The 14,777-nt window shown below is 67.1% G+C and carries 19 protein-coding genes and 1 pseudogene; 5 read left to right on the plus strand and 15 right to left on the minus strand.

All coding sequences use genetic code 11. The annotated features are described in order from the left end of the window. Positions 1 to 1,566 (minus strand): alpha/beta fold hydrolase, encoded by a 1,566-nt coding sequence (locus tag ACZYVJ_RS23320; protein ID WP_463833519.1) that lies wholly within the window; start codon positions 1,564 to 1,566, stop codon positions 1 to 3. Between the two features lie 14 nt (positions 1,567 to 1,580). Further along, a complete protein-coding gene (locus ACZYVJ_RS23325) occupies positions 1,581 to 2,378 on the minus strand; it encodes a pyrimidine reductase family protein (protein ID WP_463833520.1) in 798 nt (265 codons plus the stop codon). Here ACZYVJ_RS23325 and zapE point away from each other — a divergent pair. After that, entirely contained in the window at positions 2,377 to 3,498 is a 1,122-nt protein-coding gene (gene zapE, locus ACZYVJ_RS23330) for a cell division protein ZapE (RefSeq protein ID WP_463833521.1), read from the plus strand. The genes ACZYVJ_RS23325 and zapE overlap by 2 nt on opposite strands. On the opposite strand, the pseudogene ACZYVJ_RS23335 reads toward zapE, so the two are convergent. From ACZYVJ_RS23335 to ACZYVJ_RS23345, 3 genes and pseudogenes are all read right to left on the minus strand, one after another. After that, positions 3,476 to 4,025: pseudogene (locus tag ACZYVJ_RS23335) on the minus strand (N-acetyltransferase family protein). The gene zapE and the pseudogene ACZYVJ_RS23335 sit on opposite strands and share 23 nt — an antisense overlap. After that, a complete protein-coding gene (locus ACZYVJ_RS23340) occupies positions 4,013 to 4,543 on the minus strand; it encodes a hypothetical protein (protein ID WP_463833847.1) in 531 nt (176 codons plus the stop codon). The pseudogene ACZYVJ_RS23335 and the gene ACZYVJ_RS23340 overlap by 13 nt, the downstream one beginning before the upstream one ends. 93 nt (positions 4,544 to 4,636) lie before the next feature. Then, positions 4,637 to 5,398 (minus strand): Clp protease N-terminal domain-containing protein, encoded by a 762-nt coding sequence (locus ACZYVJ_RS23345; RefSeq protein ID WP_463833522.1) that lies wholly within the window; start codon positions 5,396 to 5,398, stop codon positions 4,637 to 4,639. A 104-nt stretch (positions 5,399 to 5,502) separates the two neighbouring features. Here ACZYVJ_RS23345 and ACZYVJ_RS23350 point away from each other — a divergent pair, with 104 nt between their 5' ends. Continuing rightward, positions 5,503 to 5,850, plus strand: coding sequence for a DUF732 domain-containing protein (locus tag ACZYVJ_RS23350; protein WP_463833523.1), 348 nt, complete (start codon positions 5,503 to 5,505; stop codon positions 5,848 to 5,850). 265 nt (positions 5,851 to 6,115) lie between these two features. Beyond that, positions 6,116 to 6,460 (plus strand): DUF732 domain-containing protein, encoded by a 345-nt coding sequence (locus tag ACZYVJ_RS23355; protein ID WP_463833524.1) that lies wholly within the window; start codon positions 6,116 to 6,118, stop codon positions 6,458 to 6,460. Positions 6,461 to 6,523: 63 nt separating this feature from the next. On the opposite strand, the gene ACZYVJ_RS23360 is transcribed toward ACZYVJ_RS23355, so the two are convergent. The 7 genes from ACZYVJ_RS23360 to ACZYVJ_RS23390 form a co-directional block, all read right to left on the minus strand. After that, positions 6,524 to 7,444 (minus strand): cation diffusion facilitator family transporter, encoded by a 921-nt coding sequence (locus ACZYVJ_RS23360; RefSeq protein WP_463833525.1) that lies wholly within the window; start codon positions 7,442 to 7,444, stop codon positions 6,524 to 6,526. A 242-nt stretch (positions 7,445 to 7,686) separates the two neighbouring features. Then, a complete protein-coding gene (locus tag ACZYVJ_RS23365) occupies positions 7,687 to 8,097 on the minus strand; it encodes a hypothetical protein (protein ID WP_463833526.1) in 411 nt (136 codons plus the stop codon). Beyond that, positions 8,066 to 8,278: a hypothetical protein gene (locus tag ACZYVJ_RS23370; RefSeq protein WP_007774815.1), complete on the minus strand. Its 213-nt coding sequence runs from the start codon at positions 8,276 to 8,278 to the stop codon at positions 8,066 to 8,068. Before ACZYVJ_RS23370 ends, ACZYVJ_RS23365 begins: the two co-directional genes overlap by 32 nt. A gap of 90 nt (positions 8,279 to 8,368) precedes the next feature. Next, positions 8,369 to 9,832: an aldehyde dehydrogenase family protein gene (locus tag ACZYVJ_RS23375; protein ID WP_463833527.1), complete on the minus strand. Its 1,464-nt coding sequence runs from the start codon at positions 9,830 to 9,832 to the stop codon at positions 8,369 to 8,371. 25 nt (positions 9,833 to 9,857) lie between these two features. Further along, entirely contained in the window at positions 9,858 to 10,664 is an 807-nt protein-coding gene (locus tag ACZYVJ_RS23380; protein WP_463833528.1) for a carboxymuconolactone decarboxylase family protein, read from the minus strand. A gap of 7 nt (positions 10,665 to 10,671) precedes the next feature. Next, on the minus strand, positions 10,672 to 11,493 hold the full coding sequence (locus ACZYVJ_RS23385; RefSeq protein WP_463833529.1) for a mycofactocin-coupled SDR family oxidoreductase: 822 nt from the start codon (positions 11,491 to 11,493) through the stop codon (positions 10,672 to 10,674). A gap of 7 nt (positions 11,494 to 11,500) precedes the next feature. Continuing rightward, positions 11,501 to 12,331, minus strand: coding sequence for a mycofactocin-coupled SDR family oxidoreductase (locus tag ACZYVJ_RS23390; RefSeq protein ID WP_463833530.1), 831 nt, complete (start codon positions 12,329 to 12,331; stop codon positions 11,501 to 11,503). Between the two features lie 72 nt (positions 12,332 to 12,403). Here ACZYVJ_RS23390 and ACZYVJ_RS23395 point away from each other — a divergent pair, with 72 nt between their 5' ends. Further along, on the plus strand, positions 12,404 to 13,036 hold the full coding sequence (locus ACZYVJ_RS23395; RefSeq protein WP_463833531.1) for a TetR/AcrR family transcriptional regulator: 633 nt from the start codon (positions 12,404 to 12,406) through the stop codon (positions 13,034 to 13,036). A 142-nt stretch (positions 13,037 to 13,178) separates the two neighbouring features. Further along, the gene (locus ACZYVJ_RS23400; RefSeq protein WP_463833532.1) at positions 13,179 to 13,529 is read left to right on the plus strand and encodes a DUF732 domain-containing protein; all 351 of its coding nucleotides are present in this window, start codon (positions 13,179 to 13,181) and stop codon (positions 13,527 to 13,529) included. Positions 13,530 to 13,564: 35 nt separating this feature from the next. On the opposite strand, the gene ACZYVJ_RS23405 is transcribed toward ACZYVJ_RS23400, so the two are convergent. From ACZYVJ_RS23405 to ACZYVJ_RS23415, 3 genes are all read right to left on the minus strand, one after another. After that, complete coding sequence (locus tag ACZYVJ_RS23405; RefSeq protein ID WP_463833533.1) at positions 13,565 to 13,936, minus strand: DUF732 domain-containing protein; 372 nt, start codon at positions 13,934 to 13,936, stop codon at positions 13,565 to 13,567. 112 nt (positions 13,937 to 14,048) lie between these two features. Next, a complete protein-coding gene (locus ACZYVJ_RS23410) occupies positions 14,049 to 14,423 on the minus strand; it encodes a DUF4189 domain-containing protein (protein WP_463833534.1) in 375 nt (124 codons plus the stop codon). Between the two features lie 86 nt (positions 14,424 to 14,509). Further along, entirely contained in the window at positions 14,510 to 14,728 is a 219-nt protein-coding gene (locus tag ACZYVJ_RS23415; protein WP_463833535.1) for a hypothetical protein, read from the minus strand. Between the last annotated feature and the right edge of the window lie 49 nt (positions 14,729 to 14,777).

The following is a 14,777-nucleotide window of genomic DNA, read 5'->3' on the forward strand; positions in this document are numbered from 1 at the left end:
TCAGGCCGGGCAGTAGGTGTCGGTGTTGGGCAATTTGCCGCTGCTGAGGTAGCCGATCAGCGGCGGAACGGCGCAGCCCGAGAAGATGGTGGCGCCGTGGCCGATGCCCTGCCACATCACCCGCTTGCTGGCCGCGTTGGCGTTGATGATGCTGGCCGCGGTCGCCGCGACGCCGTCGGTGCCGACGATCGGGTCGTTCTGCACGCCGAGCAACAGCACGTCGACCTTGAGGGTCTTCGGCGTGGCCGGTGGTGAGCCGGTGGGCCAGTGCACGCACTTGACCATGTTGAGTGCCGCCACGGTTCCGAAGTCGGGGTAGAGCTTGCCCCAGGCGACGACGAGTTCGCGCACCCGGTCCGGGGTGGGGCGATTGACGGCGTCGCTGCACACGTTGACGAACTGGCCGTCGGAGTCCTGGATGGCGTTGGCGTGGTTGATCAGGTTGTTCAGCGCGTTGGTGTCGCCCGAGCGGGCGCCCGCGAGCGCGTTGGCGAGGTTGGTGGTGGCGTTGACGCGGCCGCCGGCCGGATAGCCTAGCGCGACGGTGATGGCGTTGGCCACCTGCGCCACCGACGCGCCGCCGGGGCCCTTGCCCGCGCGGGCGTCGGCCAGCAGGGCGCTGACGGCGCCCTTGGGGTCCGCGCCCAACGCGCAGTTCACCGCGATGCACTGCGCGGCGAACGCGTCGAGGGCGGCCTGCTGCCCCTTGACCTGCTGTTCGGCGGCGGCTTCGGCGTTGGTGCCCAACGCAACCGGTGAGTCGAGGACCAACCGGGCCACCTTGTCCGGCCGTGATCCGGCGTAGGCCAGCGCCACCTGCGCGCCGTTGCCGATGCCGAGCAGCGCGAGGGTGGGCACGTCCCACAGCGCGCGCAACCGCTCGATGTCGGAGGCGGCGTGCGCGTCGTCGTAGGAGGAGGCGTTGGGTCCGATACCGACGGCGTCGCCGCAGTTGGTGGTGGCGGTGTTGGAGATTTCGGACAGGTTGGCCACCGGGTCGTCGCCGGTCTGGAATTGCGACTGGTCGCGCATCTGCTGACGGTCGAACTTGTCGCGGCAGTCGATGGGGCTCGACATCCCGATGCCGCGGCGGTCGACGGACACGATGGGGTGGGTGGCGAGCACGTCGGCGCCGGCCCGAGACAGCCAGATCGGCAGTTGCGCCGAGGACGGCAGATCGGAGCCGGTGGTGAAGACCAGCGGCCCGGCGTCGTGGGGTGTCTTGTCGGAGCGGGCGCGCACCACGCCGATGGTCAGGGTGCCGCCCCCGCCGTTGACCGGATCCAGGTCGGCGTCGTAGTTCGCGCAGTCCAGCTGGACGCCGCCGGCGGCTGGGACGGCCGCGTCGGCGAAGACCTTGGAGGTGCAGTCGTGCCACGCCAAGTCGTTCTTGGGTGCGGCGATCGGCGGTGGGCCGCTGGGCGCCGGCTTCGAGGTCGCCGCCCCCTGCGGTCGCGCACCGGAATTGGTGGCGAACCGCGGATCGGCGGCCAGGCCCGGGACGCAGCCGGCCAGCAACGCGGTCACCGCGACCAGGATCGTGGCGCACGTGTACGGCCGACTCATGCCGACCACAGTAGCTAGGCCTTGACGTAGCGGGTGTAAAGGTAGCCGGCGTTGTCGGTCAGGACGTGGGCACACCGCATCTGGGTGAGCAGCTGCCCCGAGCCGGTCGCGATGCGTCGCGCCTGGCCGCCGACGAGGCAGGGCGCGATCGTCAGGCACAGCTCGTCGAGCATGTCGCGCTGTATCAGCGAGTCCAGCAGTGTCGGGCCGCCCTCGGTGAGGATGCGGCGCATGCCGCGCGCGCCGAGGGCCGCCAACATGGCGGCCTCATCGACGTTCTCGGGATCGCGGCCGGAGCAGTCGAGCACCTCGCACAGGCCGCTGAGCGCGCGGCGCGTCTGCTCGGCCGCCGCGGTGCAAGTGAGCACCAACGGCTCCACCTCGGTGCGGGTAAACACCGCCATATCCCGGTTGAGGTGGCCGGATCCGGTCACGATCGCCAGTTGCGGGACCTCACTCTGGCCGCGGGCCTGCCGCCGCTGCCGCTCGGCGGCGCCGACCTGCGCGCCCGAGTAGCCCTCGATCCGCACCGTGCCCGCGCCCACCACGATGACGTCGGCGAGCTCGCGCAGCAGGTTGAAGATGAACCGGTCGCCCGGACCGCCCATCGCCCCGCTGCTGCCGCCCGTGGTGGCCCCGCCGTCGACGCTGGTGATGAAGTTCGCTCGCACCCACGTCCCGTCGTGTTCGGGATAGTCGTAGAGCCGGGGGAGGTCGCCGTCATCGAGTCCGCGAACCGCGCCGAGCAGCGACAGCGGCGTCCCCGAGGTCGCGGACGTCGCGAAACTTTCGGGGCCGCCAGAGTCGGGCATGAGTCTGATTGCAGCACGCCGCTACAGTTCCTGCATGCACGGGTCCACCTCCGCGGGCGCTTCGGGCGGCGTGGCCCACCTGGTGGATCGGCATCCGACGGTGTCGCCGGAGCGGCTGATTGCCCAATTGCGACCGCCCCCGACCTTCGCCGACGTGAGCTTCGCGACGTATCAGCCGGATCCGGCGGAGCCGACGCAGGCCGCCGCGGTGCTGGCGTGTCAGGAGTTCTGCCGGCAGGCCGTCGAGCGTCGCGCCGGCCGGCGAAAGCTGTTGGGCCGACGGGAGATTCTGCCCGGCATCGGGCTCTACCTGGATGGTGGATTCGGCGTCGGCAAGACGCACCTGCTCGCGTCGGCCTACTACGAACTGCCCGGCGACGGTCCGGGCAGGTCACCGGATGGCCCGGCGCCCAAGGCGTTCGCGACGTTCGGTGAACTGACCCAGCTGGCCGGCGTGTTCGGCTTCGTCGAGTGCATCGACCTGCTCGCCGATTACACGGCGGTCTGCATCGACGAATTCGAACTCGACGACCCGGGCAACACCACGCTGATCGCGCGGCTGCTCTCGTCGCTGGTCGAGCGCGGGGTCTCGGTGGCCGCCACCTCCAACACGCTGCCCGAGCAACTCGGCGAGGGCCGCTTCGCGGCGCAGGATTTCCTGCGCGAGATCAACACGCTGGCAAGCATTTTCACGACCGTGCGGATCGAGGGACCCGACTATCGGCACCGCGGGCTGCCACCCGCACCGCAACCGCTGTCCGACGACGCGGTTGCCGCGCGCGCCGCGCGAGTCGACGGTGCGACGCTGGACGACTTCGACGCTCTGTGCGCGCACCTGGCCACCATGCATCCGTCGCGGTATCTGACGTTGCTCGAGGGGGTGCGCGCGGTGTTCTTGACCGGCGTGCACGGTATCGACGATCAGAACGTCGCGCTGCGGTTGGTGACGCTGACCGATCGGCTCTATGACGCCGGCATTCCCGTGCTCGCCTCGGGCGCCAAACTGGACACCATCTTCAGCGCGGAGATGCTGGCCGGTGGCTACCGAAAGAAGTATCTGCGGGCCACTTCCCGGCTCCTGGCGCTGACCGCGGCGGCTAATCCAGCTCGCGGATCATGACATAGTCGCTCTCGAACCCCGGCGCCGAGTTGAAACGTCCTGGTGCCGTTGATCGTGAACCCGCTATTGAGGTAAAAGCGTTGTGCGCGTTGGTTTGCCCGGTTCACGCCCAGCCACACGCAACGAACACCCCAGTCGGTCGCGACGGCCAGCATGCGTTCCATCAACGCCGCCGCGGCCCCGCTCGCATGGTGGTCGGGCAGGACATACATCTTCGACAGCTCGGCGGCCGGACGGATTTCGACCGCCTGCAGGACGCCGGCGTGCTCGGAGACGCCGCGGACCAGCATGGCGTAGCCGACAATCCGGCCGTCCTGGCGCGCGGTGACGATGGCGCGATCCGGATCGCCCAGATACTGCGCGAAGTGGGCGGCCGACAGGTTGGCTTCGATGAACGACGCGATGTTCTCGGCGGCCGCCGACGGCGGACACGCCAACGGAAAGGTCTGTGCCGCAACGGCGGCCAGCTCTACGGCGTCACCGCAATCCGCCGGCGCGATCTGGAAGGTTCCGGTCAGAGGTTCCACTGCGCGAGGTGATAGCCCGTCTTCTTGTCCAGCAGGACGACGGTGGAGACGGGATCGCGGTACGCGTCCCAATACACCCCGCCGCGCACGATCGCCCCGTTCGGGGCATTGACGAGCACGTTGTCCAGCGCGTCGGGCGCATCGGAGGCCCGCGGCTTGTAGGCGTCGGCGTTGGGGGTCACACCGTTGAAATCCATCACGGTCGCCATGACGTACGGGTTGGGCACCCGGATCGCGCGGATGGTCACGTCGGCGCGCTCGACGGTGCTGCCCGGAAAGCCCTTATAGGTGCCTTCGCGGGTGTAGCCGAATCCGGGCGGCGGGTCGCAGGGCCCCACGCCGCTCACGGTGACGTCGGCGATGAACGTGCCGGTGTCCACCCGCAGCGTGTCACCGATGTGGCCGATCGGCGCATCTCCGGCCCACGCGCGGGGCAACGGAACCGGGCCGACGCCGACGGCGATGACGCCGGCAATGGCGACCAGAAAGGCGGACGCCACCATCGGCCAGCGGTGCATCTTCGCCATGTCGTGCCTCCTTGGCGCCGTTGCGGGGGACCCTCGCATGATTGCACACGCGGCGACGCCGAAGGGAGGGGTCGGCCGCACCGGTCAGCCGCCTCCGGCCGCGCCCGAGGCGACATTTCCGCCGCCGGACAGGGATTGCAGCGCCGCGATCAGATCCGCCTCGACCCGGTCTTTGTCGACGCCGCATCGGTGCAGGGGCCCGTCCCCGCCCTCCAGCTCCAGCAGCGCCAGCAACTGGTGCTCGGTGCCGACGTAGTTGTGGCCCAGGCGAAGTGCCTCGCGTACGCACAGTTCGAGGGCCTTGCGCGCCGGTCCGCTGAACGGAATGAGCTGCGGCGGTTCGGGATCCGTGCGCAGGGTGGAGATCGCTTCGGTCGCGGCGGCACGCAGCGCCTCGGTGTCGACCTTCTGCAGGTGCAACAACACCGTCGCCAGGGCGGCCGCATCGCCGAGCACACCCAGCAGCAGGTGATCGGGGGTGATCTCGCCGTTGCCCGCGTGGTGCGCGGCGTTCTGGGCCGCCACCACCGCGCCCCGCGCCCGCGGGGTGAAGCGCGAGAACCCCTGTTCCAGATCGAGCGCGGCGGGCTCGGCGCGCGGGACGAAGCGCTTCTGGGCGGCCTGCTTGGTGACGCCCATGCTCTTGCCGATGTCGGTCCAGGACGCCCCGGAACGCCGGGCCTGGTCCACGAAGTGGCCGATCAAATGGTCGGCGATCTCACCCAGGTGTTCGCCGGCCAGGACGGCGTCGGCCAGCTGGTCCAGCACGTCGGGTCGGGTGGCCTTGATGGCGTCGATCAGCTCGTCGAGGCGGATCGGGTAGGCGATGCGGACAGGCTCGGACATGTCGTCAACGCTAGGTTGACGATGGATGTCTTGTCAACCGTAGGTTGACGATGCGTTCGTTGCACGAGATGCGGGTTGCTCGCCCTTCTGTCAATCTGTAATTCATGAAACTGTTTCTCGCCGCAGCGGCGGGCTTTGCCGCCGTAATTGGTATGGCGGTGCCTGCACACGCCGATGACACTGACGACGCATTCATCGCGTCACTGGATAAGGCCGGCATCGCGTATTCCGATAGTGATCTGGCAGTCGGAGCGGGCAAATGGGTATGCAAGACGCTTCAGGCCCCCACGGCGATGTCGGATGTCGTCTCGACGCTGGAGTCCAAGAACTCCGACCTGACTGACGACAAAGCCAACAAATTCGCGGCCATCGCCGCCAGCACGTACTGCCCGTACGTGGTTTCGAGCACCACCTCGCCCACATCGAGCGCGACGACGGCCAGTTCCTCCTGACCCGTCGTCCGCGCCGGGGAGTGTGAGGAAAATGTAATCAGGTTTTTACAATTCCTTTACGCCCCCACAGCATTGACTACAGCGTTAAATATGCCTCAATGCGCCCACGCGGATCTATTTGCTGAGCGGCAGTAGCGCCTATTCGCCACCCGCGTCAGGTGCATTTAAATCGGCTATTCCGCCGCCCGCCGGGCGGCGGACAGTCCACGTCCCGTTCGCCCGACGAGATGCCAATCACCGGCATGTTTGCGACAATCAAAGCGCTATGCGATTCCTCTTGGGACTGACCAGCCTTGCAACTATGGTCGTGCTGGCCCCGCCGGTGCACGCGGATATCGACAACGATCAGGACTTCCTCAAGGACCTTCGAGACGCCGGCATCACTTATCAGGACGGCGGCAATGCGATCACCATCGGCAAGTCGGTGTGTGAACTGCTGGACGACGGCCAGTCCGATGCAAAAATCGTGACGGACCTGCGCAACCAGAATCCGGCCTTTCAGGGCGCCAGCGCGGCCAAGTTCACCTATCTCTCGGCTGCCCATTACTGCCCCAAATACATCACCGGCGAGGACCGCGGCCTCAAGCCGGACGGTGCGGCCGGCAACTAAGCCAAACCGAGTGCGCCGACGCGAATCGTGTTGGCGGCCTTAGGGTTCGGCCCGATCACTCGCTCAGGCAGCTCGCGCCGTCCACGTGAAGCTCTGCATCTCCGGGATCCGTGGCGCGAGTGCGGCTGCGACGCGTCGACCGATCTGGTCGGAGGCAGCCAGCGACGTGTCGGCTTTCAGAAACCCTTCCACCTCGACGCGCAGGGTCCGCCCGGTCCACCTGGCCCGGGCGTGCGCATGCGTGACACCGGGGACCGAGGCGGCGACGGACTCGGCGGTGGTGATGATGTCGGGGTCGACGCCGTCGAGCAGGCGGTGCGCGATATCGGCGGTCACCTCCCAGCCGACATGGCAGATGAAGCCGGTGACGACGATCCCGGCGACCGCGTCGGCCCAGCCCCAACCCAGCGCCACGCCGATCAGCCCGAGCACCGCGCCGCCCGACGACAACGCGTCCAGCCACGAATGCTTGGCGTCGGCCACCATGGTCGCCGACCGAATTCGCCTGCCCACCACCAGTTTGTAGCGGGCCACCAGCTGATTGCCGACCACGCCCACGACGGCCGCGCCGATGCCCCAGCCCACGTAACCGGTGCCGCCGTGGCGAAGCAACTTGGTGATGCTCTCGAAACCCGCGACGACGGCGCTGCCCCAGATCACCAGCGCCACCCCGATACCGGCGAGGTCTTCGGCGCGTTCGTAGCCGTAGGGATACCGCTCGGTGGGAAGCTTGCGCGACGCGCGGAAGCCGATGAACACCAGGGCGCTGGTGGAGACGTCCGACAGGTTGTGCAGCGCGTCGCCCAGCAACGCCACCGAGCCGGACAACAGCGCGATGACCAATTCGACCAGGCCGGTCACCGCCAGCCCGACGGCACTGACGGCAACGGCGCGATTGGCCTGCCGGCGCTCGCCGGCGTCGTCCGCCGTGGTGTCGAGGGGAAAGCTTGCCGCCGGGTCGCGTACTCCGTTGATCACGTGCATACCGCCAGCATGCCCGACTCGGTTCCGGCGCCCAAGTCGCGCGCTAGGGGCAGATGCGCTCGTAGACGGTCACCCGATCGCGCTGGCCCCACCAGAGCACCGGTTGGCGGGAATCGACTTCGGTCCAGTGCGTTTCGAGGATCTGATGCATCTGGTCATCACCCGTTCCGCCGCGGCCATCACCGACGTAGATAAGGCGATTCCCGTTGTAGGCCAGGAGTATTCGCGTGCCGACGTCCTGGTCATGCGGCGGCCAGGAAAGGAACAGCGTCCGCTTCGGGGTGCAGGGCGGCCGTCTCTGCGCAATCCTTCGCGACGACCTCGGCGTGCATGTCTTCGCCGTGCCAGCCAATGGTGAGCAGGTCGGTGCCCGGATTCAGGTCGTAGCAGACGACATCGACGCCCAGCTGGGTCAGCAGGTAGGCCCAATAACCGGTGCCGGCAATGGGATCGACCAACCCGCCTTGGATGTGGGCGGCCACGAACTGCACGGTGTCGGGGTCGGGGACGGTCCAGCGGTACCGGCGCACGAGCAATTGCAGGTTCGGCGAGCGTCCCAGTAGGGGTTGTCGATGGTCATCGTCGGTGGTCCCGCAGGGTCCCGCCTGCTGTGCGGGACGGCTACTTGGCCTGCTCCGGGTTGGACGGGCCATCACGCCAGGGTCGGGGGCTCTTCGGCAGAATCATGAACGCCACTGGCAGGCGGACCAACGCGTCGCGGGCGGCGACCTCGAGGAACACGATCTCCATCTCCAGGCGGTTCAGCGGCCGCGTTTCCATCATGAAACGCGTCCGCAGGTAGCGGGGCGTCCTGAGCCACTCGACCAAATTCATGCCCGCGACTCTACCCCGTTAGCGGAAATACTTGGTTTGCACAATATTTCACGGCAACCGATGCCGGTGGGGGCTGAGATTTCGAGAACGTCAGCTCATGCCGATGCGAATGTTCTTCACCTGCAGAAACTCGTAGAGACCTTCGACGCCGCCGGTGCGGCCGAATCCGCTCTGCTTGTAGCCGCCGTAGGGACCCTGGGGCTCGATGTCGCTGTGCCTGTTCACCCACACCGAACCCGCCTGCAGCTGACGCGCAACCCGGTGTGCACGTTCCAGGTTGGACGTCGCCACAAAGGCATTGAGGCCGTAGCGGGAATCGTTGGCGATCCGGACCGCCTCGGCCTCGTCGCCGAACGGCATCACCGAAGCCACCGGGCCGAAGGTTTCGGTCTGCGCCAGTGACGAACGGTTGTCGACGTTGGTGAAGATCGTCGGCTCGATGAAATGACCGGACGCCAGTTCGCCACCCAGTCGGCGTCCGCCGGTGACCAGATCACCGGCCCTTTCGCTGACCGCCCGGTCGATGACCGCGAGGATGCGCTCGGCGGCGGCTTCGGTGATGACGGGACCGAGCATCACGTCGGGTTGCAGCGGATCACCGATCTTGGCGGCCCGCACGGTCGCCACGAGTTTCTCCACGAAGCGGGCGTACACCGATGCCTCGACGAGGATCCGCGAGGCGCAGGCACAACTTTGGCCCGCCTGGGTGATCGGTCCCTGGTGCGCAGCGATGATGGCGGCCATGTCGAGGTCGGCATCGGCGAACACGAGATAGGCGGATTTGCCGCCCAATTCGGCCGTCACGGGGGTGAGGTTGTGCGACGCGGCTTGCAGGACCTTCTGGGCGGTCGCCTGGCCGCCGGTGAAGTGGATCTTGCCGACCCGGGGATGACGCACCAGCGCGTCACCGCCTTCCGGGCCGGCCGGCAACACGTTCACCAGTCCCGGCGGCAAGCCCGCTTCCAGACAGAGTTCGCCAAAGCGCAAGGGCGCCAACGACGCAAGCTCGGAGGGCTTGAGGATCACCGCGTTGCCCGCCGCCAGCGCGGGAGCCACCGCAGCGCCGGCGACCACCAGCGGCCCGTTCCACGGCGCGATGACACCGACGACACCGTAGGGCTCGCGTTCGACGAGATTGACGTCGAACGCGCCGGCGACGGGAGTGCTTGCCCCGTGCGTCTTGTCGGCATAACCGGCGTAGTAACGCAAGAAACGTTCGGTCAGCACGGAGTTGCCGGCCACCGAGACCGGGACGCCGTAATCGTGCACGTTGAGCTCGGTCAGCTCCGCAAAGTGGTCGCGCACCACATCGGCCAACGCGAACAGCAGATCGCGACGGCGATCGACGGGATAGGACATCCATTCCCGGTGCGCCTGCCAGGCGCTGTCGACTGCCCTGTCGATCTCACCCTCGCCGGCCAGGGGGATGGTCGCGTTGGGCCGGCCGGTGCCCGGGTAGACGTGCTCATGGGCGCCGCCCGATGCCGTGGTAATGCGTTCTCCGCCAATGAGTAACGCACCCGAGAGCGCGGGTGAGGACGCGGTTGCCGTCATGGGCGAGTTTTCCTCCGGTGGGGTGTCAGCCGACGGACGTGTGCTCGGCCTGGTTCTCGGCCGTCACCCGCTGTTTCTGTTCGGCGATCACCTGGTTGAGGTAGTCGGCCTTGGCGCAGCCGTAGTACGCCGCGAACTGCAGTGCGAGTTCGTCCATCTCCTCAAAGGAGACGTCGCCACTCTTCAGCGCCGCGTACACGTGCGACATGATCGGGATTTCGGCATCCTGAAAGGCGACGCAGGCGACGGTGATCAACCGGCGTTCCTTCATCCCCAAGCCGGGGCGCAGCCACATCTCACCGAAGACGAAGTTCAGGATGCCCGCACCCGAGTACGGGTTGTCGCGCATCGGCGCGAACGGCAGGCAGTTGATCTCCTTGAATGACTCCTCGCCGCCTTGCAGCCGCTGCTCGGGGTCGCTGGCGGTGACCAGCGGCAGCAACGGTTCCGCGGGAGGGGGTGGCTCGCCGCTCGCCTCGGCGATCTTGGCCCACTGCATGTCCACCGCGATGTTGAAGCGGGACGCCTTCGGCCAGCCCGCGTAGACGGCGAAATGCAGCACGGTTTCCCGCATTTCGGTGATGGTGAGGTCGCCGCTGTTGAGTGCGGCGTAGACGTGTTGTTCCAGGGGGGCCTGCGCATCGGCGGCCGCGACACAGGCCAGGGTCACGAACCGTCGGTCGCGGCGGCTGAGGCCCGGCCGTGACCACACCTCGCCGAAGACGAAGTCGATCAGGCCGCCCGCATACGGGCCGTCGCTGTCGGGCGGGTCGATCATCATCACCTCGACGAAGGTGCGCACCCCGCGTTCATGGCGCGCACGATCGCGCATGGGAGCCTTATCGGATTGTGACACCGGCGTCGACTTTCAGTTCGAGTCCTGTGACGTAACGGGATTCATCGGATATCAGGTAGAGCACCGCGTTGCTCACGTCGGACGCCTCGATCAGCGGTGCGGGCAGGGCGTTGAGAAAGATGGGCACCAGGTCGGGCCGCTGCTCGGCGATCAACGTGTGCATGCTCGGCGGTGCCATTCCGGTGGCCACCCCGGTGGGGTGCACGGTGTTGACGCGGATGTTCTGGGCGGCAAGCTCATTGGCCAGGGCCAGGGTCATCCCGACGATGCCGTGCTTGGACGCCGTGTACGGCACGTGCAGCGGGGTCCCCTTGATGCCGGCCGACGAGCTGATGTTGACCAGGCTCCCGCCCCCCTGGGCGACCAGGTGGGGGAGTGCGGCCGCGCAGGTGTTCCAGGCGCCGATGAGGTTGACGTCGACGACCAGCCGCCACTGTTCGGCGGTGGTGGTGTCCCAGGTACCGACGGTGAGCACGCCGGCATTGGCGACCGCGCCGTCGAGCCCGCCGAGTTCGCCGACGGCGGCGTCGACCGCCGACTTCATGACGGCCTCGTCGCGCACGTCGACGACCTTCGTGATCGCCCGGCGGCCGTGTTTCTCGACCAGTTGCGCGGTCTCGTTCAGGTCATCCTCGGTGGCCAGCGGATATTCCAAACCCTTTGGTGTGGAACAGATATCCACCAGGATGCAGTCGGCGCCCTCTTCGGCCAGCCGCACCGCGTGCGAGCGTCCCATGCCGCGCGCTGCCCCGGTGATCAAGACCCGCTTGCCCGCGACACGGCCGGTGGCGTTGTTCGTTGTCATCGGCGCATCAAACCTTGTTGCAGAAGCCCGCGTCGACGGGGAAGGTCACGCCGGTGACGTACTTCGCCTCGTCGGAGACCAGGTAGGCGATCGCGGCGCTGACGTCCTCGGGTTCCAACATGCCGACGGGCATCGGGTTTTGCAGGTGGGGACCCGCGCCCGGATTCTTCTCCAGGAACTCCGTCATGTCGGGGTTGGTCGCCATCATCGTGTTGACCGCGGTCGGGTGCACCGTATTCACCCGAATGTTCAGCGGTGCAAGCGCATTGGCCAGGGTGCGCATCAGTCCGACAATGCCGTGCTTGGATGCCGCATAACCCAGGCCGCCGCCCTGCAGGCCGCCGAAACCCTTGATGCCGGCGGTCGAGCTGGTGAAGATGATGACCCCGCCGCGGTTACCGGACAACAGATGTGGGACGGCCGCCCATGCCGTGTGGTAGGCCCCGTCGAGGTTGACGCTGGTGACCGCTCGCCACTGCGCCAGCTCCTCCTCGATGCTCAACTGCCGAAAAGCCAACGGCGCGATCCCGGCGTTGGCCAGCACGATGTCGAGGCGGCCGAAGTGTTCGACGCCGGCATCCATCGCGGTCTTGACTTGCTCGAAGTCGCGGACGTCGGCGACCGTGCCCAGCATCTTGCCGCCTGCCTCTTCGACCAGTGCGACGGTTTCGTCCAGCTCCTCATGGGAGGCCATCGGGTAACCGTTGGCGGGGATGTCGGCGCAGATGTCGATGCCGATGATGTTGGCGCCCTCGCGGGCGAGCCGCACCGCGTGGCTGCGGCCCTGGCCGCGCGCCACCCCGGTGATGAAGGCGACTTTGCCATCTATAGCACCCACGGCGCTCGTCCTTTCTGTTCATCGGCCCAGATCAGGGCAGAGTAACGCCGTTACTCACCTGCGCACAGTAACATGGTTACTGTGACGGCAACAGGGGCCTCGGCGCGGGCCGCTCAGGGCACCTCCGGGCGGCAAGCAGATCCGATCCTGGGCATCGTGGTCGAGATGCTCGATAACGAGGGCTATGAGGCCGTGCAGTTGCGCGAGGTGGCCCGGCGGGCGCGGGTTTCCCTGGCGACCATCTATAAGCGGTATCGCACGCGCGACGAGCTCATCGTCGCGGCCCTCGAAGGGTGGATGGACGCCAATCGCTATGCGGCTCTGCCGTCACTGATCGACGACCTGCCCGGCGAGTCGATCTATGTGGACCTGATGCACGTGATGACGACCATCTTCGAACCCTGGGAACGCCATCCGTTGATGCTGCGCTCCTACTTCCAGGCGCGATCGGGCCCCGGCGGAAAGCGCCTGATCCAGCGCGGTGTCGACGCCGTGGTGCCCGTTGCGAAAGCCGTTCTGGCGCAAGCGGAGCCGGGCTTCGCCAAAGACCTCGAGCTCATCCTCACCGGAGTGGTCTACGGGTTTCTCAGCCGGTTCACACAAGGGGAGATCGACGTCACCGAAATCGTGCCGGGGATCGAACGCACGGTGTTCTGGTTGACCACGGCGTACGAGCATGGTTCCGCCGGCGTGACGCCGGGCTGACGCCGAAGTCGCGCGCCTTCAACGGTGCCGAAATCCGATTGTTCAGCCATTCATAAGCCGCTTTTTCCCAGCCGTCCCTATTCTTCGTTTTCATGCCGCTATGGGTCGACGGCATCGTGAACGTCCAGAAGAAAGGAAGCGCATGATGCCCTCACCTCGCCGGCTGGCCGCATTGGCCGTCCCCGTCTTGGCGGGCGCGGCTCTGGTTGCCAGCGCCGCGGTCGCTACCGCCGATCCCCTCGATGACGCGTACCTGGCTCAGTTGCGCGCCGCCGGTTTCAGTTGGCCACCCGAGCACGACGCCGCCCTCACCGGAATGGGCCGCTTGATCTGTGACGACATCGGGTGGGGCTGGACGTATGACCAGATCGCCCAGAGCATCCACCAAACTCTGGATCCGAGGAACGTGACGTTCGGAGACGTCGGATCCATGGTGAGCCTTGCGCATTCGACCTATTGCCCGCTGCAGCGATGCTGGACCGACCACTGCTGAGCGCGGCAAAACCCTTCGTGCTGCACTCGCTGCGCTCACATGAGCGGGGGTGGCACCAGCCAGCCAAGCGAAGGGTCGACATCGTCTTTATATTGCGGGCAGTACGTGGCTACCGACAGGCCGATGAAGTAGCCGGATTGCCTCGGCGACAGGCCGGTTTGCTTCGTCAGTTGGATCGCCAGCATCGATACGTTTGGGTTCGTATCGATGCTGGTGCACACGGAATGGGCCAGCGCAATCGCATTATCGTTGTCGGGCATGGCGATTCCGCCCCTGGAAAGGCCCGCGATGAACGCGTCGTCGTTGTCATCCGCTGCGGCCGGCGCTGCACAGGCCAGCGCGGCAGTGGATAGCAGAATCGCGCAGACAGCCGACCACTTCCCAGAACCAACCCTCAACGGAGTCATGGCCTCCCCTCTGTGCGCGGGCCGATCGGCGTGCAGTCAAGGACGACTTAGATGAACGATAGTCGAAATCGCGGTGTCCTTGTCGCAGGCGCTCGGAACCCCGACCCGGACGTCAGGACGAGCAGTGTGTGGTCTTGACCCGCCCGTTGGGTGACCCCAGCTTGGCCAGCGCGTCGTTCGCGGAAGCCGTCATGTCGGGACCCGAGCCGCCCTGGAAGCGGCCGGAGGCACGGTCGAACGCAACCGATGCGCAGCCGTTGCGCGTGCCGGCCACGACCTCACAGGCGTCCCCGGCTTCGGCGGTGCAGTGGGCCAGCGCGATTTGGTTCGCCTGGTCCTGACTGCCCCCGGTGCCCCAGCCGGCGGCTCGTCCGGTTCCGACCGACACGGCCAGCGCAACGAAGTCGTCGTCGGCCCGGGCCGTCGGCGTCGGCAGCGCGATGACCCCGCTGACGACCGCAACGACGATGGCAATGATCGACCGCACCGCTTCGCTCCTTTGCAATGCTCAGGAGAGGAATTTAGCGTCAAGGACGGTGACCGCGCGGACAAATGGGCCGCCGCGTCGACCGGCTACGAATTGTCTTCCGGGTCTTCGGCCAGGTAGGTGACGTCGTACCACCGCCGGCTCCGTTCGGCGTCGAAAGCCTCGGTCGCGGCTGCCCGCTCGAGGCGGACATCGGTCAGATGCGGATTATCCACGCGGATGCGGTCTTCGAGTTCGGCATGCAGCGCGTCGCCGTCCAGGGCGGTATCCGCGTCCGCTCGGCCCGTATACCTGGTCCAACTCACGCCCACATTGTGCTCCGGTCGCCGCGCCGTACGAAATCCTCGGGCCACC

It is taken from the genome of Mycobacterium sp. IDUB_3 (assembly GCF_055419585.1).